At 68.1% G+C, this 20431-nt stretch carries 18 protein-coding genes; 6 read left to right on the forward strand and 12 right to left on the reverse strand.

Annotation, left to right across the window (positions count from 1 at the left end):
• Positions 1 to 8: 8 nt before the first annotated feature.
• From KBZ33_RS08900 to KBZ33_RS08925, 6 genes are all read right to left on the reverse strand, one after another.
• A complete protein-coding gene (locus KBZ33_RS08900) occupies positions 9 to 2144 on the reverse strand; it encodes a bifunctional diguanylate cyclase/phosphodiesterase (protein ID WP_254952389.1) in 2136 nt (711 codons plus the stop codon).
• Between the two features lie 222 nt (positions 2145 to 2366).
• Positions 2367 to 4460 carry a transglutaminase family protein gene (locus KBZ33_RS08905; RefSeq protein WP_254952387.1) on the reverse strand — a complete coding sequence of 698 codons (2094 nt, stop codon included), beginning with the start codon at positions 4458 to 4460 and terminating at the stop codon, positions 2367 to 2369.
• Between the two features lie 30 nt (positions 4461 to 4490).
• On the reverse strand, positions 4491 to 6917 hold the full coding sequence (locus tag KBZ33_RS08910) for a glycogen/starch/alpha-glucan phosphorylase (protein ID WP_254952385.1): 2427 nt from the start codon (positions 6915 to 6917) through the stop codon (positions 4491 to 4493).
• 106 nt (positions 6918 to 7023) lie between these two features.
• A complete protein-coding gene (locus tag KBZ33_RS08915) occupies positions 7024 to 7923 on the reverse strand; it encodes a transglutaminase family protein (protein WP_254952383.1) in 900 nt (299 codons plus the stop codon).
• Entirely contained in the window at positions 7908 to 8888 is a 981-nt protein-coding gene (locus tag KBZ33_RS08920) for an alpha-E domain-containing protein (RefSeq protein WP_254952382.1), read from the reverse strand. The genes KBZ33_RS08915 and KBZ33_RS08920 overlap by 16 nt, the downstream gene beginning before the upstream one ends.
• Positions 8882 to 10321, reverse strand: a complete 1440-nt coding sequence (locus KBZ33_RS08925; protein ID WP_254952380.1) for a circularly permuted type 2 ATP-grasp protein — start codon at positions 10319 to 10321, stop codon at positions 8882 to 8884. Before KBZ33_RS08925 ends, KBZ33_RS08920 begins: the two co-directional genes overlap by 7 nt.
• Positions 10322 to 10558: 237 nt before the next feature.
• On the opposite strand from KBZ33_RS08925, the gene KBZ33_RS08930 reads away from it, so the two are divergent.
• Positions 10559 to 11038: a PilZ domain-containing protein gene (locus KBZ33_RS08930; RefSeq protein WP_254952378.1), complete on the forward strand. Its 480-nt coding sequence runs from the start codon at positions 10559 to 10561 to the stop codon at positions 11036 to 11038.
• 15 nt (positions 11039 to 11053) lie between these two features.
• Here KBZ33_RS08930 and ureC read toward each other — a convergent pair whose 3' ends face one another.
• The 4 genes from ureC to KBZ33_RS08950 all read right to left on the reverse strand — a co-directional run bounded on the left by ureC (position 11054) and on the right by KBZ33_RS08950 (position 14400).
• Positions 11054 to 12778 carry an urease subunit alpha gene (gene ureC / locus KBZ33_RS08935; RefSeq protein WP_254952376.1) on the reverse strand — a complete coding sequence of 575 codons (1725 nt, stop codon included), beginning with the start codon at positions 12776 to 12778 and terminating at the stop codon, positions 11054 to 11056.
• A 6-nt stretch (positions 12779 to 12784) separates the two neighbouring features.
• Complete coding sequence (locus KBZ33_RS08940; RefSeq protein WP_254952375.1) at positions 12785 to 13102, reverse strand: urease subunit beta; 318 nt, start codon at positions 13100 to 13102, stop codon at positions 12785 to 12787.
• Positions 13103 to 13124: 22 nt separating this feature from the next.
• A complete protein-coding gene (locus KBZ33_RS08945; RefSeq protein WP_254952373.1) occupies positions 13125 to 13427 on the reverse strand; it encodes an urease subunit gamma in 303 nt (100 codons plus the stop codon).
• Between the two features lie 73 nt (positions 13428 to 13500).
• Positions 13501 to 14400, reverse strand: coding sequence for an urease accessory protein UreD (locus KBZ33_RS08950; RefSeq protein WP_254952370.1), 900 nt, complete (start codon positions 14398 to 14400; stop codon positions 13501 to 13503).
• A 64-nt stretch (positions 14401 to 14464) separates the two neighbouring features.
• Here KBZ33_RS08950 and KBZ33_RS08955 point away from each other — a divergent pair, with 64 nt between their 5' ends.
• The 3 genes from KBZ33_RS08955 to KBZ33_RS08965 are packed head-to-tail and all read left to right on the forward strand — an operon-like array spanning position 14465 to position 16673.
• Entirely contained in the window at positions 14465 to 14980 is a 516-nt protein-coding gene (locus tag KBZ33_RS08955) for an urease accessory protein UreE (protein WP_254952368.1), read from the forward strand.
• Complete coding sequence (locus KBZ33_RS08960) at positions 14977 to 15660, forward strand: urease accessory protein UreF (RefSeq protein ID WP_254952366.1); 684 nt, start codon at positions 14977 to 14979, stop codon at positions 15658 to 15660. Before KBZ33_RS08955 ends, KBZ33_RS08960 begins: the two co-directional genes overlap by 4 nt.
• On the forward strand, positions 15660 to 16673 hold the full coding sequence (locus KBZ33_RS08965) for an ABC transporter substrate-binding protein (protein WP_261362343.1): 1014 nt from the start codon (positions 15660 to 15662) through the stop codon (positions 16671 to 16673). The genes KBZ33_RS08960 and KBZ33_RS08965 overlap by 1 nt, the downstream gene beginning before the upstream one ends.
• 24 nt (positions 16674 to 16697) lie before the next feature.
• Here KBZ33_RS08965 and KBZ33_RS08970 read toward each other — a convergent pair whose 3' ends face one another.
• Positions 16698 to 17567, reverse strand: coding sequence for an MlaD family protein (locus KBZ33_RS08970; RefSeq protein ID WP_254952365.1), 870 nt, complete (start codon positions 17565 to 17567; stop codon positions 16698 to 16700).
• A 2-nt stretch (positions 17568 to 17569) separates the two neighbouring features.
• Positions 17570 to 18226: a hypothetical protein gene (locus KBZ33_RS08975; protein WP_254952364.1), complete on the reverse strand. Its 657-nt coding sequence runs from the start codon at positions 18224 to 18226 to the stop codon at positions 17570 to 17572.
• A 14-nt stretch (positions 18227 to 18240) separates the two neighbouring features.
• Between KBZ33_RS08975 and ureG the strand changes: the two genes are divergently transcribed.
• Both ureG and urtA read left to right on the forward strand, forming a co-directional pair.
• Complete coding sequence (gene ureG / locus KBZ33_RS08980; RefSeq protein WP_254952362.1) at positions 18241 to 18855, forward strand: urease accessory protein UreG; 615 nt, start codon at positions 18241 to 18243, stop codon at positions 18853 to 18855.
• A gap of 235 nt (positions 18856 to 19090) precedes the next feature.
• On the forward strand, positions 19091 to 20386 hold the full coding sequence (gene urtA, locus KBZ33_RS08985) for an urea ABC transporter substrate-binding protein (RefSeq protein WP_254952360.1): 1296 nt from the start codon (positions 19091 to 19093) through the stop codon (positions 20384 to 20386).
• The last annotated feature ends 45 nt before the right edge of the window (positions 20387 to 20431 follow it).

Consider the following 20431-nt stretch of genomic DNA (forward strand, 5'->3'; position numbering starts at 1 on the left):
CGCAGGCTTCAGGCTGCGGCGACGCCCTGCAGCAGGGAGCCGAAGGCGTCGGTGTCCATGGGCCTGCCCAGCAGGTGCCCCTGGAACTGGTCGCAGCCGAGGTTCTGCAGCATCTGCAGCTGCTCGCGGGTTTCCACCCCTTCGGCCAGGGTCATCAGGCCGAGTTCCTTCGCCATCACGATCGTGGCTTTGACGATGGCAAGGTCGGCATCGTCATGACCGAGGCGGTCGACGAAGAAACGGTCGATCTTGAGTTTGTCGAGGGGCAGGGAGTGGAGCATGGCCAGGGAGGAATACCCCGTGCCGAAGTCGTCGATGGCGAGGCTGAAGCCGCTGTTGGCCAGCTGCCGCAGTTGCTCGCTGGCACGGGCGGGATCGTTCAGCAGGGCCGTTTCGGTGATCTCCAGTTCGAGATTCTCCGGGACGAGGTCGTAGCGCTTCAGGGCACCGGCCAGCAGCTCGGCAAGGGAGGGATGCTCCGCTCCCAGCTGCAGGGCGGAGATGTTGATCGCCAGCTTCCCCAGCCGCAGCCCCTGGCTGTGCCAGGCGTGCAGTTGCCGGCAGGCCTCCTCGATCACCCAGAGGCCGATGCTGTGGATCTGGCCGGTCCTCTCCGCCAGCGGGATGAACACGTTCGGGGACACCATCCGGCCGTTCTGATCACGCCAGCGCAGCAGGGCCTCGGCCCCGGCGATCCGGCGGCCACCCCGATCGATCTGGGGCTGGTAGACGAGCTGCAGCTGCTCCCGATCGATCGCCCGGCCCAGGCTCAGCTCCAGCTCGAGGCGCTCCCGCAGCTGCAGGCTGATCTCCGGGGAGTAAACGCGCAGTTGGTTCTTGCCGTGCTGTTTAGCCTCCATCAAGGCGGTGTTGGCGCAGCGCAGCAGGGTGTCGGGGTCCTGGCCGTGATCAGGGGCCAGGGCCACCCCCAGCGAAGCACTGGGCTGGACCGCCAGGCCGGTGCCCATCCCGGGGGTGTTGCCAAGGGTGCGGCGGATCTCCTCCGCCCACTGCAGGGCCTGACCCCGGTCCGCCAGGGCCATCGGTCGCAACAGGATGAATTCATCACTGCCGACCCTCGCCAGCCAGTCGTCCTGCCGCATCAGGTGACGCAGACAGGTGCCGCTGGCCTGGAGCACCTGGTTGCCGATCTCGTGGCCCAGGCTGTTGTTGATCGACTGGAAATTGTCGAGGTCGAGATTGATCAGGGCGATGCTGTGCTCCTTGCCAGCGGTGCGCAGCAGGCGGGCCAGCTGGCGGATGGTGGCGGCCTTGTTGGGCAGCCGGGTGAGGGGATCGACGAAGGCGATGCGCTCCAGCCGCTGCTGAATCTCGTGCTGTTCGCTGATGTCCTGAACCGTGCCCACCGTGGAGAGCGGTTGCCCGTTCTCGTCCAGGGTGGTCCGCCCCCGCTCCAGCACCACCTTGATCAGGCCATCGCCGAGCAGCAGGCGGTGCTCGATCCGGTAGGGCCGGCCCGAGCAGAGGGAGTCCTGGAAGGTGGCCTCCACCAGGAAACGATCCTCCGGATGCACCCTGCTGAGGAACACCTCATAGGACGGAACCGTCTGCCCCGGGGTGGTGTTGAAGATGCTGTAGACCTCGTTCGACCAGAGCAGTTCTCCGCTGCGATGGTGCAACTCCCAGCTGCCCACATGGGTGAGTCGCTCGGCTTCCTGCAGCAGTGAGCCGAGCCGGGAGCTCTCCCGCAGGGCCGTGTCCAGGTCGGTGCGGTCGCGGTGGCTGACAAGGGCCACCAAGCGACCACGCAACTCCAGCACCTGGTAGCTCACGGACACATCCCGGCAGGCGCCGGAACGGGCCCGGAGGCGCGTGGCGAAGCCGCCCCTGGGCTGCTGTCGCATCAGCCGCAGTTGATCCGCCACCAGATCGGACACCTGGTCGCCATCCGCCTGAATCGCCGCTGGATTCAATGTGAGGAAGTGGTCCCGGTCGTAGCCGAGCCGTTCGTGGGCAGAACGGTTGCAATCGATGTGACGGCCACTGGCAAGATCCAGGACGACAAGATCATCACTGCCAAGGTCAGCGGCAAAACGCAGGGCGTCGCCGACGCTGTCGACGCAAGGAATCAGCCCCTGTTCTGACGGGGTGCTGAACCAGGGCGATGGCACGGAGGCTTCCATTCAGCAGGGATGTTAGGCATCGTTTTTCGGTGCCGATCAGAATAGGGAAGGAAAATCTCCTTCCCCCCTGAATCCATTCACTCCAACTGCAGCGCTCCTGAAGATTGGACTGAAAATGTGACCCCTGTGTGCCAGAAAAGTGAAAGAAGGAGAAGAATTAGAAATTGCTGATCGCCTGCCCCGGCAGTCGTTTTGGCACTTTTGCGCTCCTCGCCCACCCGTTCAGTCGATCCTCAGGTCGATGGTGTGGTCGCTGGGGCACTGGCGCCCCTGCCAGGCGGGCGCGCCGGGAACCGGTCCGGGCGCCGGCACCGGGCAGGGTTCAAAGCGGTGGCCCTCAGGATGCAAACGGAAACCAACATCCCCGCCAGGTGTGCGCAGCACAAGCTCCAGCGGCATGTGCGGCTCGATCGCTGGATGCAGGCAGGGGTAGAGCCGCTGGAAGCGAAAGCGCACCGCCAGCACCGGGGGCTCTGCCTCGCCGGCGGGCTCCAGGGGCAGGGGCCGGCCGTTCACCAGCAGCTGGCAGTCGCGGCGGAACACCGGGTTGGCCACCACCTCGAAGCGGCGCAGGGAGCCGTCGATGAACCGGCTGGTGAAGCCCCCCTGCACCGGGGTGTCGCAGATCAGGGGCCAGGGCTCGGGGGCGGGTCGCAGTTCCAGGGTCGCTGCCGTCTCAGCGGATCCCGACGGGCCCTGCCAACGCAGCAGGGGCGGGAAGCGCCACTCCCAGATGGCACGGAACGGCGCTGGATCCAGCGCCAGGCCATCCGCCGCCAGGTCGGCCAGGATGCCCTCCAGATCAGCCCACAGCTGGCTGGGTAGCAGCTGGCGGTCGTGCAGGGTGGAGCCCCAGTCGTGCAGCCGGCTGGGGCGGTGGCGGGGCTCCAGCAGGTGGGCCGCCAGGGCGCTCCACAGCAGGGCGATGGTGCTGCTCCATGCCATGTGGGGCAGGCTTTCCAGCGCCCGGAACTCCACCAGGCCCAGGCAGCCGGCCGGGGCGCCGGGGTTCCAGAACTTGTCGAAGCTGATTTCGCTGCGATGGTTGTTGCCGCTGCGGTCGGCGTGGAGGTGGCGCAGCGTTTCGCCGATCAGGCCCCGACAGTCGCCGAAGGGTTCGCCCGAAGGCTGACCCTCCGCCTGCTCGATGGCGCGGTAGGCCAGCTCCAGGTCGAAGCACTCGCCGATCGCCTCATCGGGCCGCGGCGACTGGGACGAAGGGCCCACCCCGGGGCCGCAGAACAGATAGGCCAGCGACGGGTGCCGTTGCCAGTAGCGCAGGATTCCCGTGAGCCAGGCCGGCCGGGAGAAGAAGGGATGGTGCGCCAGATCGGGGCCGCCCCAGAGCAGGTGGTTGCCGCCGCCGGTACCCTCCTGGCGGCCATCGCCCAGGTCCTTCCAGCTGCGCAGTCCGACGCGCTCGCCGACCTCCTCCAGACGCTGCAGCCACTGGTGGTATTCCAGCCAGCTGTGGCAGACGGGCAGGTTGATCTCCAGCACGCCCGGATCGGCCGTGAGGCCCAGCACCTGCCAGCGCTCGCCGGCATCGAAGGGCAGGACGCCGCTGAGCCGTGGCGCCGCCAGGTCGCCCAGACTGTCGGCCACCGCCTGCAGCAACAGGCGCAGGGGTTCGCGCTCCAGGGGCGGCAGGAACAGTTCCCAGCCGTCAGGATCGATCTCCAGGGTAAGCACCTGGCGCGGCACGTCCTCGGGCAGGTGCTCCAGGGGCAGGCGCAGGCCGGCCGGACCGGGGGCACCGGTCAGCTCCCTCAGGCCGTCGTCCAGGGGCCAGGGCGCCACCTTCCATTCCACCGGCGCCCCCTCGGCCGCCGTCTCCGCCGGTGCGGCGCTCAGGGGGGCCGCCCAGGCCCGCCGCTCGGGATCGAGCGGATCCCGCAGCAGCACGGGCTGGAGGGTGAGGCCCAGGAGCCCGCCCAGGCGCTCCAGCCAGGCCGGGCCGTCGCTGGCCTTCAGCGGTGAACCCTCCAGGCCGGGCTGGCAGGGGCCGGGCCAGCGGACCGGCGCCGTGCCGTCGTCGCCCAGGAACAGACGCAGGGCCCAGCGGGGATTGACCTCGCCGTCGTAGCGCTTGCCCGGGCAGTAGAGGAGCGTGCTGCCGCGCCAGATCCGCTGCTGCAGATCCCGGGCCATGGCCCGGGCGATAGGAAGCTTGGTGGGACCATCGGCGGTGACGCTCCACTCGGGTCCCTCCGGTTCGAGGGGCACCAGGGTGGGCTCACCGCCGAGGGTGAGCTGGATGCCGGCAGCGCGCAGGCGGGACTCGGCCGCCTGCGCCACCCGTTCCATCCAGCTCATGCGGGCCAGCTCATGCGGGTTGGGGGAGGTTCATGTTGACGCGTTGGGAATCACGCTGCAGGAGTTGACGGGGACCGGGGCCACTTTCCAGATGCGATCGGCGTACTCCTGGATCGAGCGGTCGCTGCTGAAGAATCCGCAGCGAGCGGTATTCAACACGGACATCATGCTCCACCGTCCTGCGTCGGACCAGGCGCTGTCCACCTCATTCTGGGCGCGGCGGTAGTCGCCGAGGTCGGCCATCACCCGGAAGGGATCGCTGCTGCAGAGGTTGGCCAGCAGCGGATGGAACAGGTCGCGGTCGCCTTCGCTGAAGTGGCCCGAGCCGATCAGGTCGATGGCCTCCTTGGCCAGGGCGTCGTTCTCCAGCCAGGGCATCGGGTGGTAGCCATTGCGGTTGATGGCGGCCAGCTGCTCGGCGGTGTGGCCGAACAGGAAGAAGTTGTCGTCACCGACCCGCTCCCGGATCTCGATGTTGGCCCCATCGAGGGTGCCGATCGTGAGCGCGCCATTGAGGGACATCTTCATGTTGCCTGTGCCGGAGGCCTCCATGCCGGCGGTGGAGATCTGCTCGGAGAGATCCACCGCCGGATAGATCTTCTGGCCGAGCTTGACGCTGAAGTTGGGCAGGAAGACCACCCGCAGGCGGCCGTCCATCGCCGGGTCGATGTTGATGATCTCCGCCATGCCCACGATCAGGCGGATGATCAGCTTGGCCATGGCATAGCCGGGGGCCGCCTTGCCGCCGAAGATCACCGTGCGCGGCGGCAGATCCTCCCCGGCCCGCAGCCGCAGGTAGCGCTCCACCACCTGCAACGCCGCCATGTGCTGGCGCTTGTACTCGTGGATGCGCTTCACCTGGACGTCGAACAGGGAGGAGGGATCCACCAGGACGCCGGTGTCCTGGCGGATCGTGGCGGCCAGGCGCTCCTTGGCCTGCTCGCGCACCCCCTGCCAGCGCTCCAGGAAGCCGGCATCGGTGGCCAGGGGCTCGAGCCGCTTGAGCTGGTCGAGGTGCCGGCACCAGTCGGTGCCGATGGCGTCGTTGAGCAGGTCGGCCAGGGGCGGGTTGGCCACCGCCAGCCAGCGCCGCGGCGTGACGCCGTTGGTGATGTTGGTGAAGCGCTCCGGCCAGACCTGGGCGAATTCGGCGAACAGGTTTTCCTTCAGCAGGCGGCTGTGCAACTCCGCCACGCCGTTGACCGTGTGGCTGCCCACCACCGCCAGGTGGGCCATGCGCACCTTGCGGTGCGGGCCTTCCTCGATCAGCGACAGCCGCTCCAGCAGGTCGGGCTGGCCGGGGAATCGGATCCGCAGGGTGCGCAGGAAGCGGGCATTGATCTCAAAGATGATCTGCAGCTGGCGGGGCAGCAGCTGCTGGAACAGTTCCAGCCCCCAGGCCTCCAGGGCCTCGGGCAGCAGGGTGTGGTTCGTGTAGCTGATCGTGGCGGTGGTGATGCTCCAGGCGGTGTCCCAATCGATCCCGTGCTCATCGATCAGCAGCCGCATCAGCTCGGCCACCGCGATCGCCGGGTGGGTGTCGTTGAGCTGCACCGCGAACTTGCGGTGGAACTGCGTGACCGGAATCCCCTGGCTGCCGAGGATGCGGAACATGTCCTGCAGGGAGCAGGAGACGAAGAAGATCTGCTGGCTGAGCCGCAGGCGCTTGCCCTGCTCCAGCTCATCGTTGGGATAGAGCACCTTGGAGAGGGTTTCCGACTGCACCTTGTGCAGCACGGCCCGGGTGTAGTCGCCGGCATTGAACGAGGCGAAATCGAAGGCGTCCGGCGCCTGGGCCGACCACAGCCGCAGGGTGTTGGCGGTGTGGACGCCATAGCCCAGGATCGGGGTGTCGTAGGCCACGCCGATCACGGTCTGGCCGCCGATCACGACCGGATAGCTCCATTCCGGCCGGATCACCTCCCAGGGGTTGCCGCGGGCCAGCCACGGATCGGTGCTCTCCATCTGGCCGGTGGGGCCGATCTGCTGGCGGAAGATGCCGAACTCGTAGCGGATGCCGTAGCCGATGGCCGGCAGCTCGAGCGTGGCCATCGACTCCTGGAAACAGGCCGCCAGCCGTCCCAGGCCGCCATTGCCCAGGCCCGGTTCCGGCTCCTCCGCCAACATCTCCTCGAGGGTGAAACCGAGGGCGGCGCAGGCGGCCCGGGCCTCCTCCCGCAACCCGAGGCTGACCAGGTTGTTCTCCAGGTGGGGCCCCAGCAGATACTCCGCCGACATGTAGGTGGCGGTGCGGACGTGCTGGCTGGTGTAGGTGTCCACGGTGTCCACCCAGCTGGTCAGCAGGATGTCCCGCACCGCCAGCGACAGGCAGACGTAGTGGTCGTGGGTGGTGGCGAGGGAGGCGGACTTGGCCTGGCTGGAGAACAGATGGCGGCGCATCGCCTCCAGGAGGGCCTGCCCTTTGGGTGCGCAGGGGGCGGGAGTGGAGCTTGCCATGGGGGAGATGCCGTGGGTAGCGAGGTGGGACCTGTCCTGGCCTGGGGAGTGCCGCAGCCGCTGCACCATTGGATACAGGCGGGCGCTCCTTAAGAGTGGCTTCGCTTCAGCGCTGCAGCAGCTCGTGTCTGGCTGTGCCCATGGGAGCGGGCTCCAGCAGCTCCGCCTCGATGGTCCAGTCCAGCTCGCTTTCCACCCCCCCAGGGCCCGAGAAGCTGCCGTTCACCGCCGCCGTGAGGGTGGGCTTGGAGGAGGTGGCCAAGGTAATGTAGCGGTCGTCGATGGTCCCGGTGCCACTGGGGTCGAAGCCCCGCCAGCCCGCTCCAGGCAGGTAGACCTCCGCCCAGGCATGCAGGTCGTACTGCTTCGGTGCCGGCTCCACCAGGTGGTAGCCGCTCACAAACCGGGACGGCAGGCCGACACAGCGGCAGGTCTCGATCATCAGCATCGCCAGGTCGCGGCAGGAGCCGACCCGTTCCTTGAGGGTGCGGCCCGCCGGCCAGGCCGGCCCCACATGCCGCTGGGTGTACTTGACCCGGTCCTTGATGATCTCCACCAGCTGTTCGAGGAACATCAGCCCCCGCTGGTCGCTGCCCATCAGCGCCTCCTGGGCCAGATCTACCGCGGCCGGGTCGTGCTGACCATTGGGCAGCCACCCCCCCAGGGAACCGAGCAGATCGCCGTTGAGATGGCCCACCGGGTAGGGGAGCAGGGGCTCCTGGTCCTCCAGGCAGGTGGCCAGGGCCGGGGGCGGCTGGGTTTCCACATCGCTGATCGCCAGCACCCGGAAGTGATCGGTGCTGCCCTCGAAGCGGGCCCGCAGGATCTCATCGCCGCTGGCGGCCACCAGGGGGTACAGCAGGGACGGTTCCGGGCTGATGGCCAGGTGGAAATGGAGCAGACGCTGGAAGCCGTGGCCCCGGGGCTTCAGGCAGAAACGGTGGGGGCCCAGGAAGACCGGAGCGCTGTAGCGGTAGTTGAAGGTGTGGGTCAGGCGGGCTCGCATGCCGCCTCCTGACTGGAGGTGCTGCTCGGGGGGGCGATGAAGTAGCGCGCTTCAATCAAGGCATGCAGACGGTTGAGATCCGACTGGAAGTTATCGATGGCCTCATGCAATCCCGTGGCCACGAGTTCATCAATTCTAGTGAAACTCCAATGGGCCAGGGTGAGCCCGATCAGGCATTCCAGGTCGTCGGCGGGCTGGGGCACCGAGCTGCCGCGGATGATCCGCAGCGTGTCACTGATCCGCTCCAGGCAGTAACGCACCGAGCGGGGAAAGATCGGATCCAGCAGCAGGAAGGCGGCCACCGCCTTGGGTTCGATGGCCTGCTGGCTCGACTGCCGGAACATCTGGTAGGCCCCCGCTGAGCGCAGCAGGGAAATCCACTGCAGCTCATCCAGCACCCCGCCCACCTCCTCGGTCGAAGGCAGCAGCAGGAAATACTTGACGTCCAGGATCCGGGTGGTCTTGTCGGCCCGCTCCAGCAGCCGCCCCAGGCGACTGAACTGCCAGGAGAGGTCCCGGCTGAGGGTAGCGTCGGTGATTCCGTAGAAGAGCTGGCAGGCGCGTCGGATCTCCCGCAGCTGCTCCTGGGGTGGCTGCGTCCAGAAGGACTCTTCCTGCAGCGTCCAGTAGATGTCGTTGATCTGCTCCCACATCTCCGTGGTGATCACCTCACGGATCTGCCGGGCGTTTTCCCGGGCATTGCTGATGCAGTTGAGAACACTGCTGGGGTTGTCGGCCTCCCGCACCAGGAAATGGATCACGGCCTCGGGCGTGACCACCGGACAGAGCTTGTCGAAGAGCTTGCGGTCGCCGCTGGCCTCGATCAGGGGTAGCCAGGGTTCGGCGCTGCCGGGGGGGCAGTCGAGGGCCATGGCCTCGCTCACCTCCACGAAGCGGGAAATGTTCTCGGCCCGTTCGACGTTGCGATTGATCCAGTAGAGGGAATCGGCAACGCGGCTCAGCATGGGGCTTCATCCACGATCCAGGTGTCCTTGCAGCCGCCGCCCTGGGAGGAATTGACCACCAGCGAACCGCGCCGCAGGGCGACCCGGGTCAGGCCGCCGGGGCTCACCCAGGCCCCCTTGCCACGCAGCACGTAGGGCCGCAGGTCCACATGGCAGGGGTAGAGCTCCCCTTCGCTCAGGGAAGGCACGGTGGAGAGTTCCAGGGTCGGCTGGGCGATGTAATTGCGGGGATCCGCCTGGATCTTGACGGCGAACGCATCGATCTCCGCCTGGCTCGCATGGGGGCCGATCAGCATGCCGTAGCCGCCGGCTTCCGCCACCGCCTTCACCACCAGCTCCCCGAGGTGCTCCAGCACATAGGCCTGATCATCGGGCCGCGAGCAGATGTAGGTGGGAACGTTCTCGATGATGGGCTCCTCATCCAGGTAGTAGCGGATCATCTCGCCCACATAGGCGTAGATGAGCTTGTCGTCGGCCACGCCGGTGCCCGGGGCATTGGCGATGGCCACCCGGCCCGCCCCGTAGGCCCCCATCAGGCCCCTCACCCCCAGCATGGAATCGCGGCGGAACACGGCCGGGTCGAGGAAGTCGTCGTCGATGCGGCGGTAGATCACATCGACCGCTTCGAGGCCGGCGGTGCTGCGCATCCACACCCGATCCCCCTCGCAGACCAGGTCACGGCCCTCCACCAGCTGGATACCCATCTGCTGGGCGAGATAGCTGTGCTCGAAGTAGGCGCTGTTGAACACCCCGGGGGTGAGCAGCACCACCTTGGGGGTGTCGGTCCAGGGAGCCAGTTCCCGCAGAGTCTGCAGCAGGTGGGAGGGGTAGTCGTCGATGGGCTGCACCGTGCGCCCGGCGAACAGGCTCGGGAACATGCGCTTCATCACCCGCCGGTTCTCGAGGAAGTAGGCCACCCCCGAGGGGCAGCGCAGGTTGTCCTCCAGCACCCGCCAGGTGCCGTCGCCGTCGCGCACCAGATCGAGGCCGGAGACGTGGCACCAGCGCCCCAGGGGCGGCTGGAAGCCCTGCATCTGGGGCCGCCAGCCCTGGGAGCTTTCCACGTCGGCCCTGGGCACCACGCCGTCGGCCAGGATCTTCTGATCGCCGTACACGTCGGCCAGGAAGCGGTCGCTCGCCTCCAGCCGCTGGATCAGGCCCCGCTCCAGGCGCTCCCAATCCTGGGCCCCGATCAGGCGGGGCAGGGGATCGAAGGGGAGGATCCGCTCCACACCCTTGCTGCCGGAGTCGTTGAGGCGGAAGGTGGCCCCCAGCCGCTTCAGCAGCATGCCGGCCGCCTCATGGTTGCGATTCAGCTGGTTGAGTCCCATCTGGCCCAGGGACGACAGCAGCGGCTTCAGGGTCGCCCGAGGCTCGTCGGTGGAGGTGAAGTACTCGTCATACCCCTGGCTCGGTTTGTACTGACTGAACATTCCAGACCCATCCGCGCCTTTGAATCCTGCAGTGCCGCCGGGCTGGCCACCCGTTGCCGTTGTTACGGAAATCGGGGGCGCTCTCGACTGGTGGGCTCCGCCAGCCATCGCCGAGCAACCTGCAGGCCCGATCCGCACCCCTCCTACCGCTCCATAGGAATAGCGTTTTGATAAGTATTGGTCTCGCTGAGACACAGAGGGTTGAGAATGAGCGCAAAGGCAGGAGCCGCGCCGATGATGACGAATAAGTCCGGGTCCCAGTCCTCAAGCGCGTCAGGCGTCCTGCTGCGGGACCAGGAAAGGGGTGGCGCCCGCCGAGACAAGCGGTCCTACGCCCGTCACGCGATCGAGAGCTGCCGCACCATCGCCCTCCGGTGCCTGGACGACGATCGCCAGCCCACGGGCCGCTGGTTTCTCGCCGACGTCGCCGATGTGGGTGTGGGCGGGATGTGCCTGATCGCGTCCGAGGAGCAATCCCTTGAAATCGGGCAATGGCTGCTGATGGATCTGCGCGCCCATCCCGGCTTCGGCCACATAAGGCTGCAGGCCCAGTTGCGCTGGCTCACCCGGGCCCACTTTGCCCTCACCTTCGGCGTGGCCTTTGAAATGCCCCTGAAGGACGTGCCGGTGCTGACGGTGGAGAGACGCAGCCTGCGCCGGGATCCGAACAAGGAGGACTGGGCTCTCGAGGAAGAGCGGGCCGTGGCCACCTCCTGAAGGGGATGGGCGCCGCTACAGCAGGAAGTAACGCTGGGCCATCGGCAGCACCTCCGCCGGCTCGCAGGTGAGCAGTTCCCCGTCGGCGAAGACCTCGTAGGTCTGGGGATCCACCTCCACCTTGGGCAGGGCGGTGTTGTTGCGCATCTGGGCCTTGCCGATGCCCCGGGTCTGGACCACCGGCACACAGGCCCGCTTCAGGCCGAGGCTGTTGGGCAGATCGGCGTCGAGCGCAGCCTGGCTGACGAAGTTGAGGCAGCTGCCGGCCAGCGATCCGCCGTAGGCGGCGAACATCGGCCGGCCGTGCACCGGGCCCGGGGTGGGGATCGAGGCGTTGGCATCGCCCATCTGGGCCCAGACGATCGAGCCCCCCTTGATCACCAGCTCCGGCTTGACGCCGAAGAAGCCCGGCTTCCAGAGCACCAGATCCGCCAGCTTGCCCACCTCCACCGATCCCACCTGGCTGTCGAGGCCGTGGGCGATGGCCGGGTTGATCGTCACCTTGGCGATGTAGCGCTTCAGCCGGTGGTTGTCGTTGCGGTTGCCGCGGGGGCCTGAGGCGTCCTCGGGCAGGAAACCGCGCTGCACCTTCATCTTGTGGGCGGTCTGGAAGGTGCGGGTGATCACCTCACCGACGCGTCCCATGGCCTGGGAATCGCTGGCGATGATGCTGAAGGCGCCCAGGTCGTGGAGGATGTCCTCGGCGGCGATCGTCTCGCGGCGGATGCGGGATTCGGCGAAGGCCACGTCCTCCGGGATGCGGGGATCAAGGTGGTGGCACACCATCAGCATGTCGAGGTGCTCCTCGAGGGTGTTGACGGTGTAGGGGCGGGTGGGGTTGGTGGAACTGGGCAGCACGTTGGGCTCGCCGCAAATGCGGATGATGTCGGGGGCATGGCCGCCGCCGGCCCCCTCGGTGTGGAAGGTGTGGATGGTGCGGCCGCCGATGGCCCGGATCGTGTCCTCCACGAACCCGGCCTCGTTGAGGGTGTCGGAGTGGATGCAGACCTGCACGTCGTACTTATCGGCCACCGTCAGGCAGCAGTCGATGGCGGCCGGTGTGGTGCCCCAGTCTTCGTGCAGCTTCAGACCACAGGCGCCCGCCCGGATCTGCTCCTCGAGGGCGGCGGGGGTGCTGGCGTTGCCCTTGCCGTAAAAGCCCAGGTTGATCGGCAGCCCCTCGGCGGCCTGCAGCATGCGGGCCAGGTGGAAGGCGCCGGGGGTGCAGGTGGTGGCATTGGTGCCGGTGGCCGGTCCGGTGCCGCCGCCCAGCAGGGTGGTGACGCCGCTGGCCAGGGCGGTCTCGATCTGCTGGGGACAGATGAAGTGGATGTGGGTGTCGATCGCTCCGGCGGTGACGATGTGCCCCTCCCCGGCGATCGCCTCGGTGCCCGGCCCCACCACGATCGTCACCCCATCGGTGATGTCGGGGTTGCCCGCCTTGCCGATGGCACAGATGCGGCCGTCGCGCAGGCCGATGTCGGCCTTGACGATGCCCCACCAGTCGAGGATCAGGGCATTGGTGATCACCGTGTCCACGGCCCCTTCGGCCCGGGAGGTCTGGGCCTGGCCCATGCCGTCGCGGATCACCTTGCCGCCGCCGAACTTCACCTCATCGCCGTAGGTGGTGCAGTCGCTCTCCACCTCCAGGATCAGGTCCGTGTCCGCCAGCCGCAGCCGGTCACCGGTGGTGGGGCCGTAGGTCTCGGCGTAGGCGCGGCGGTCGATGCGATAGGGCATGGGAGTTCAGTCGAGGGGGCCGTTGACCAGACCGTTGAAGCCGAACACACGACGCTCGCCGACGTAGGGCACCAGATCCACCTGGCGGGTGTCGCCAGGCTCAAAGCGGATGGCGGTACCGGCCGGGATGTCGAGCCGCAGGCCCCGGGCCGCCTCGCGATCGAAGTGGAGGGCGTCGTTGGCCTCATGGAAATGGAAGTGGGAGCCCACCTGCACGGGGCGGTCGCCGCTGTTGGACACCGAAAGGCTGGTGACGGGGCGACCGGCGTTGAGCAGAAGGGTCCCCGGTTCGGGGATCAGCTCGCCGGGGATCAGGGGGGCCATGGCGGGGTGGGGTGGGGTGGGGTCAGCGGATCGGTGCGTGGAGGGTGACGAGCTTGGTGCCGTCGGGAAACATCGCCTCGATCTGAACGTCGACGATCAGCTCGGGCACCCCCTCCATCACCTGCTCCCGGTTCAGCCAGGTGGTGCCGTCCCGCATCAGTTCGGCCACCGAACGGCCGTCCCGGGCGCCTTCCAGCACCTGGAAACTCAGCCAGGCCACGGCTTCGGGGTAGTTGAGCCGCAGCCCCCGGTTCATGCGGCGTTCGGCCAGCAGGGCGGCGGTGACGATCAGGAGCTTGTCCTTCTCCTGAGGGGTCAGGTGCATGGGCCCGGCGGCAACCGAACCATCCTGTCAGGGACGGGAACGGCCAAGGTTCCTGCCGCACCTTTCTCCGCTCTCAGCCCAGCGACTGCTCCTGGAAGGGCCACACCCGCGGGATCAGGGGGGCGCCCAGCCCCTGGACAGCGCGCAGCCGTGCCCACACCCGGGTGAACCAGCAGCGGGCATCGGCGCTCGTGGCGCCCCGATAGCGGGCGACCAGGCCCTGGTCGAGGGCTCCGCAGGCCATGCTCCCGCTCAGCCCCTGGCGATCCCTGCGGCAGTCCTCCAGCAGCTGGACCAGCACCTCGCCAGCCAGCGGCTCGGGCGCGGCCCACACCAGCGAACCGAACACCGGCACGCCGTCCATGCCGTGGGAGCCCTTCAAGCTGGAGCCCCCCAGCTCGATCCGGTCCACCAGCTCCCAGCGGTCGGGTTCGCTGGCGGTCGCCCCAAGGCGGCGGATCTCCAGCAGGGAGCGCCAGCGCCCCTCCCCCAGGTCCTCCCCGGCCGCCGTCCGGCCCAGCCGCACCACCTCGCCCCCCAGCCAGCCGGCCCCCGGGGCCAGCGTCACCCGGGCGCGCTGCTCGAACAACCCCCCCGCATAAAGCACCAACTCCTGGGGCAGCCACTCCAGATCGGCTCCCGCCTCCAGGCTGAACTCCAGATCCTGCCTGGCCCAGCTGCCGGCCGGCGCCCGGCGCGAGCGACCGATCGAGCCATACACCTTCTGGGCCGCCACGCTGGTGAGCAGGGCCCGGCTGCCGGCCTCCAGGGTGGCGGCGATGCTGAGCCGGTCGCCTCCCACCAGGCCGCCCGCCGTGTGCAGGATCGGCAGCTCGCAGCGGCCATCGGCCTGCTGGAAGGACCGTTGCACCTTGAGCGGCGAGGTGGTGCCCCCCTGGTGTCGCGTGCCCTGGTCGCCCCGGGCAAAGCGCAGGTTCGCCGTGCCGCACCAGTCGCTGCCTGTGTCGCCCATGGGCCTGCGGATGCCTGCTCGAAGGGTCACACTCTGGGGGTGAACTGCCACGACGTCAGAGCCCATGGCCGAGAGGGAACCGGAGCCGTTGCTGCTCACCGGCCGGGTGGCTCCGGGCCAGGTCGCCAGGGGCGATGCCGCCGCCACGCCGTTGCGGCTCGAACTGAGCGCCGATGAACGCACCCGGCTGCGGGGCCATCGCCGCAGCAGCTGCGGCCGCGACCTGCTGCTGCAGCTGCCCCGTGGCGCCGCTCTGGAGCCGGGCGAATGGCTCGCCGGCCCGGACGGCACGCCCAGGGTGCAGGTGGAGGCCGCCGCCGAGCCCCTGCTGCTGGTGAGCTCAGACCATCCCCTGGCCCTGCTGCGGGCCGCTTACCACCTGGGCAATCGCCACGTCGCCCTGCAGGTGGGGGAGGGCGGCCTGCGGCTGCTGGATGATCCGGTGCTGGCGGATCTGCTGCGTCAGCTGGCGGGCCTGCAACTGGAGCGGCGGCTCGAGCCCTTCCTGCCGGAGGCCGGCGCCTACGGCGGCGCCCACGACCACACCCACGCCGCCGGGATTGCGGCGCCGCAGCCATGAGCCTCAACCGGCTGCGCCTCTTCCAACTCGTCAGCCCGGCCCTGCCAGTGGGGGCCTTCAGCTATTCCGAGGGCCTGGAGGTGCTGGTTCAGACGGGCCAGCTGCGGGACGCCACCAGCGTGCGCCGCTGGCTGGAGGCGGAGCTGGACCGCGGCGCCCTGACGATCGAGGCGGCCAGCCTGGGCCGGCTGATGGACGCCCTTGCCCGCTGGCGTGAGGCACCGGACGGGCCTGCCTGGCAGGAGCTGCTGGAACTGGACGGCTGGCTGCTGGCCCAGCGGGAGGCGGCCGAGGTGCGGGCCCAGCAACGCCAGATGGGCCGCTCCCTGCTGCAACTGCTGGCGGAGTTGGGCCTGCCCCTGCCGCAAGGACGCACGCCGCGGCTGGCCTGGCCGGCGGCCTGGGCCTGGGCGGGCCTGGCCCTGGAGATCGCCCCCCAGGACGTGGTGGAGGCCTACCTCTACGGCTGGATTGCCGCCCAGCTCAGCGCCGCCGTGCGGCTGGTGCCCCTGGGCCCCACCGAGTCCCAGCGCTTGCAGCTGGCCCTGGCGGCCGCCATCGCCTCGCGGGCTGCGGACCTGGTGGACACCGACCCCGAGACCCTCTGGAACGGGGGGGTGGGAGCAGGCCTGGCCCAGCTGGGCCATGGGGAGCTCTACTCGCGGCTGTTCCGCAGCTGATGGCCAAGGCACGCCGAATCAGCCGCCGTCAGGCCCTGCGCCTGCTGGGCGGCGGCGCGGCCGGCGGGGCTCTCCTGGCCGCCGGATGCACCCCCCGCTCCCGGCCTCCGGGCCCGCCCCGCCTCGGACTGCTGCAGTACGTACGGGGTGCGGCCCCCGAGGCCGCCCGCCGCGGGTTCGTGCAGGCCCTGGCCAGGGGCGGCTTCCGGCCGCCAGCCAGCTTGATCCTGCTGGAACGCTTCGCCGAGGGCAGCATGGCCACCAGCCGCGCCCAGGTGATCGCGCTGCTGGAGGACGGGGTCGACATGCTGGTGGCCATCGGCACCCCGCCCCTGACGACGATCCTGGCCGTCGCCCCCGCCCGGGTGCCGGTCGTGTTCATGTACTGCTCCAACCCCTGGGGGGCGGGGGCCGGCACCAGCTACACCAACCACCGGCCCAACGTGGTGGGCACGGTGAGCACCAGTCCCCTCGCCGAGCAACTCGACCTCGCCCGCCGGATCACCCCCGCTCTGTCCAGCGTCGGGCTCATCTTCCATCCCTCCGAGGCCAATGCCAGCTTCGAAGCGGAGCTGCTGCGCCGGGAAGCCAGCCAGCGGTCGATCGCGGTCGCGATCGAGCCGGTGTCCGGACCGGGGGAGGTGGCCCGTGCCGCCGACGCCCTGGCCGCCCGGCGGGTGGGGGCCCTGGTACGGGTGGGGGACTACGCCACCAGCGTCGGCTTCCCCGCCCTGGCGGCGGCGGGTCTGCGCCATCGCCTGCCGGTCTATTCCGTTGATCCCTCCGACATCGCCACGCCGGGGTGCCTGGCGGTGGTGGGCTGGGATCCGGAAGCCGATGGGGCCCTGGCCGGGGATCTGGCGGTGAAGGTGCTGCGCGGGCGCTCGCCTGCCGATCTGCCCTTCGAACCGGTCACCAAAAAACTCCTGCTGCTGAATCGCCGTACGGCCCGGGCCATCGGGGTGACCTTCCCGCCCGAGCTGCTGCGCCAGGCGGACCAGTTGGTGGGCTGAGCGGCTCCACGGCCATCAGGCCGATCAGGGTTTGCGGTCCTTCAGGTGCTCCCCGGGCCGATCGATGAGCTCGAACAGCCAGCTCTCGTTGAGGGTCTTCACGAGGCGGTTGGTGGCGCCGGCCATGGTGGTCAGCTCCCGCAGGGTCTGGAGCAGCAGCGGCCGCGTCTCGGTTTCGGTTCTCTCCAGGCGCCGGATCAGGGCCGAAAGATCGACGGCGGTGCCATCGGCCCGGCTCTCCAGGCGCTCCGCCAGGGCACGGGTGGCTCCCAGGGTGCGGTTCAGCTCGGTGCTGCTGCGCTGGGTGTCGGCCTCCAGCCGTGTCGCCAGACGGCGGGTTGAGGCCAGGGTCTGGTCCAGCTGGTCGAGGCTGCGGGGCAGGCGAGTCTCCGCCAGGTTGAGGCCGCTGCTGAGGGCCCGCTGCAGCGGGATGCGGCTGCTGGCCACCTCGGCGAGCAGGTCCTCGAGGTCCGGACGGCTTGTGAACACGAGCGTCTCGCCATCGCCGATCGGCGGCTGGCCCACCGCCGCCGGATCGGGCGTGATGGCGATGTAGCTGTCGCCCAGCAGCCCGATCTGGGCCAGCTCCGCCCGGCTACGGCGACCCACCATGGAGCGGTAAGGATCTCGCAGCTCCAGTTCCACCAGCACCTGGGCATCGGGCTGAAGCAGGATGCGGCGCACCTGGCCCACGGAGAACCCCGAGATCCGCACCGCCATGCCCGTCTGCAGGCCGGCGGCATTGAGGGTACGGAACTGCAGCCGCACGCTGGGCGCCAGCCAGTGGCCGGAGCGGGCGATCCCCACCACGAACAGCCCCAGCAATCCCACCGCCCCCGCCAGGACAACCAGGCTCTGGAGGCCGGGGCGACGCTGCGCTGCGGTCGGTGTCAAGGTCAGCTCCCTCCCACGCGCAGGGGATCGACGACGATCGTCCAGAGCAGGTCGATGCAGACCAGCAGCCCCAGGCCCAGCAGGAACGATCGGGACAGGCGGGAGGCCATCGCCGTGGCGCCGGCCGAGGAGTGCCTCCCCTGCTGCAGGCAGATGGCAGCGGTGATCGCGCCATAGAGGCCCGCCCTGGCCAGGGTGGCGGCGAAGCGGGCCGGCTCCAGCTGGCCGACCAGGAAGCCCACTTCCGCCACCACATCGCCCTGGTTGAGGGTGAGGCCGGCCGTGAGGATCACAGCCGCCATGTAGTAGAGCAGCAGCACGATGCTCAGCAGGCCGCTGGCCAGCAGCTCGGGCCCCCAGGAGCGGAGGGGGCGGCGTTCCCCCAGCAGCAGCGGACCATCCCGCAGCAGCAGCAGCAGGCTGACCAGCAGCGGCCCCAAGAAAAACAGAGTCCGCACCGCCAGCAACTCGACCGTGAGCCTGGACAGCTGTTGCAGCGGACTGCGCAACAGCTCAATGAAGCCAAGGCACACCACCACCCCTGTCCCCGTCACCGCGGCGACGAGCCGCCCATCCAGACGCTCAAAGCGGCGGATCAGCCTGGGGATCGGTTCATCACTCACCGCGGCCATCGGCGCTGGCGTCAGGATGGCACCCATCCTGGGCTGGGGCGATGGGTAGCAAATTGAGGGTCGGGGTCGCAGGGCCGGTGGGGTCTGGAAAGACGGCCCTGGTGGATGCCCTCTGCCGCCGCCTGCGGGAACGGTTGCAGCTGGCCGTCGTCACCAACGACATCTACACCCAGGAGGATGCCCAGTTTCTGACCAAGGCCGGCTCCCTGGCCCCCGAGCGGATCCGGGGGGTCGAGACCGGAGGCTGCCCCCACACTGCCATCCGGGAGGACTGTTCGATCAACCGGGCCGCAGTGCAGGAGCTGGAGGAGGCCTTCCCGGACCTGGATCTGGTGCTGGTGGAAAGCGGCGGCGACAACCTGGCGGCCAGCTTCAGCCCGGAGCTGGTGGATCTCTGCATCTACGTGATCGACGTGGCCGCCGGCGACAAGATCCCTCGCAAGGGAGGACCTGGCATCACCCGCTCCGACCTGCTCGTGATCAACAAGATCGACCTTGCCCCCATGGTGGGCGCCAGCCTGGCGGTGATGGAACAAGACACGGAACGCATGCGCGCTGGTCGCCCCTGGTGCTTCACGAATCTGCGCAGCGGTGAAGGACTGGATCGGGTCGAAAGCTTCCTGTTGCGGCAGTTGCCCGCGCCCACCACGGCCTGACCCCTGACCCCCACCGCCTGAGCCTCAACGCCTTCAGAACGGCGATTCTCACCCTTTCATCCCCAGGCCCCACAGGCAAGGCTACCTATCGAAAGGGAGAGCACGTGCAAATCCTCACTCCGGCAGGCCCTCGGTCAGTTTCTGTCTCATTGGATACCGGGAGTCATCGCGTCCTTCTTTACCTTTCCTTTTGCCGTCGGTTACGGCGACTACAATTCATCTTGAACAGGCTTCAATGTCTCTGCATCTTTCAAGGCGACTGACAGCTGCTCTCGCCGTAACTGCTGTGAGCGTTACCCTCGTCTCCTGTGGCGGCGAGTCCGGGTCAGGCGGTAATTTTGATGGTGAAGTGAAGGTTGGCATCCTTCATTCCCTCAGTGGCACCATGGCCATTTCCGAAACGACTTTGAAAGAAGTCGAAGAAATGGCGATCAAGGAGATCAATGATGCCGGCGGTGTCAAAGTTGGCGACAAATCTTACAAGATTGTCCCTGTCATCGAAGACGGAGCCTCCGACTGGCCGACGTTTGCTGAGAAAGCTCAGAAGCTGATCGACTCCGACAAAGTTGCCGTGGTCTTCGGCGGTTGGACTTCGGCCAGCCGCAAGGCGATGCTGCCGGTCTTCGAGTCGAAGAACCACATGCTCTTCTACCCGATTCAGTACGAGGGTCAGGAGTGCTCCAGGAACATCTTCTACACCGGCGCCGTTCCGAACCAGCAGGCCGAGCCTGCGGTGCAGTGGCTGATGGACAAGTTCTCCGGAGAACTCGGCAAGAAAGTCTACCTGGTTGGCTCTGATTACGTATATCCACGTACGGCCAACACCATCATCAAAGAGCAGATGAAGGCTCTGGGTGGCGAGACCGTCGGCGAGGATTACATCCCTCTCGGCAACACCGAGGTGGCTCCGATCATCGCCAAGATCAAGAAGGCGTTCCCGGATGGCGGGATCATCATCAACACCCTGAACGGGGACTCCAACGTCGCCCTGTTCAAGCAGTTCAAGGCTTCGGGCATCGACCCAGCCAAATATCCGATCATGTCCTTCTCGATCGCGGAAGAAGAGATTCGTCAGATCGGACCGGAGTACACCACCGGCACCTATGCCGCCTGGAACTTCTTCATGAGCCTGGACACCCCGGCCTCCAAGAAGTTCACCGCCGACTTCCAGGCCATGTACGGCGCTGATCGGGTCACGGGTGACCCGGCCGAATCCGCCTACAACATGGTGTACCTCTGGAAGAACGCCGTCGAGAAGGCCGGAACCTTCGAGGATCTCGACAAGGTCCGCACCGACATGATCGGGATCACCTTCGCCGCTCCCCAGGGCGAAATCAAGATGTTCCCCAACCACCACACCTCCGAGCGGGTGCTCATCGGCGAGGCTGAGAACTCGGGCCAATTCAAGATTCTCTACGACAGCGTCAAGGCCATTCCCCCGATTCCCTGGAACCAGTTCGTTCCTGAGACCAAGGGCTTCACCTGCGACTGGACCCAGGACCGCCCTGACGCCGGCAAGTTCAAGATGTGATCACGGAACAGTCCGTGAATTCATGAAAGACGGGTGGTTCCTTCG

The sequence above is a fragment of the Cyanobium sp. Cruz-8D1 genome (genome assembly GCF_024345975.1).
In the GTDB taxonomy this organism is placed as follows: domain Bacteria; phylum Cyanobacteriota; class Cyanobacteriia; order PCC-6307; family Cyanobiaceae; genus Cyanobium.

Excerpts from the sequence above, each read along its gene's own strand:
- KBZ33_RS08960 (WP_254952366.1), top strand. The coding sequence starts at position 14,977 with ATGAGCCTCAACCGGCTGCGCCTCTTCCAACTCGTCAGCCCGGCCCTG.
- KBZ33_RS08945 (WP_254952373.1), bottom strand. The coding sequence starts at position 13,427 with ATGCACCTGACCCCTCAGGAGAAGGACAAGCTCCTGATCGTCACCGCC.
- KBZ33_RS08950 (WP_254952370.1), bottom strand. The coding sequence starts at position 14,400 with ATGGGCGACACAGGCAGCGACTGGTGCGGCACGGCGAACCTGCGCTTT.
- KBZ33_RS08900 (WP_254952389.1), bottom strand. The coding sequence starts at position 2,144 with ATGGAAGCCTCCGTGCCATCGCCCTGGTTCAGCACCCCGTCAGAACAG.
- KBZ33_RS08930 (WP_254952378.1), top strand. The coding sequence starts at position 10,559 with ATGACGAATAAGTCCGGGTCCCAGTCCTCAAGCGCGTCAGGCGTCCTG.
- KBZ33_RS08915 (WP_254952383.1), bottom strand. The coding sequence starts at position 7,923 with ATGCGAGCCCGCCTGACCCACACCTTCAACTACCGCTACAGCGCTCCG.
- urtA (WP_254952360.1), top strand. The coding sequence starts at position 19,091 with ATGTCTCTGCATCTTTCAAGGCGACTGACAGCTGCTCTCGCCGTAACT.
- KBZ33_RS08955 (WP_254952368.1), top strand. The coding sequence starts at position 14,465 with ATGGCCGAGAGGGAACCGGAGCCGTTGCTGCTCACCGGCCGGGTGGCT.
- KBZ33_RS08965 (WP_261362343.1), top strand. The coding sequence starts at position 15,660 with ATGGCCAAGGCACGCCGAATCAGCCGCCGTCAGGCCCTGCGCCTGCTG.
- KBZ33_RS08975 (WP_254952364.1), bottom strand. The coding sequence starts at position 18,226 with ATGGGTGCCATCCTGACGCCAGCGCCGATGGCCGCGGTGAGTGATGAA.
- KBZ33_RS08905 (WP_254952387.1), bottom strand. The coding sequence starts at position 4,460 with ATGAGCTGGATGGAACGGGTGGCGCAGGCGGCCGAGTCCCGCCTGCGC.
- KBZ33_RS08920 (WP_254952382.1), bottom strand. The coding sequence starts at position 8,888 with ATGCTGAGCCGCGTTGCCGATTCCCTCTACTGGATCAATCGCAACGTC.
- ureG (WP_254952362.1), top strand. The coding sequence starts at position 18,241 with ATGGGTAGCAAATTGAGGGTCGGGGTCGCAGGGCCGGTGGGGTCTGGA.
- ureC (WP_254952376.1), bottom strand. The coding sequence starts at position 12,778 with ATGCCCTATCGCATCGACCGCCGCGCCTACGCCGAGACCTACGGCCCC.
- KBZ33_RS08940 (WP_254952375.1), bottom strand. The coding sequence starts at position 13,102 with ATGGCCCCCCTGATCCCCGGCGAGCTGATCCCCGAACCGGGGACCCTT.
- KBZ33_RS08925 (WP_254952380.1), bottom strand. The coding sequence starts at position 10,321 with ATGTTCAGTCAGTACAAACCGAGCCAGGGGTATGACGAGTACTTCACC.
- KBZ33_RS08910 (WP_254952385.1), bottom strand. The coding sequence starts at position 6,917 with ATGGCAAGCTCCACTCCCGCCCCCTGCGCACCCAAAGGGCAGGCCCTC.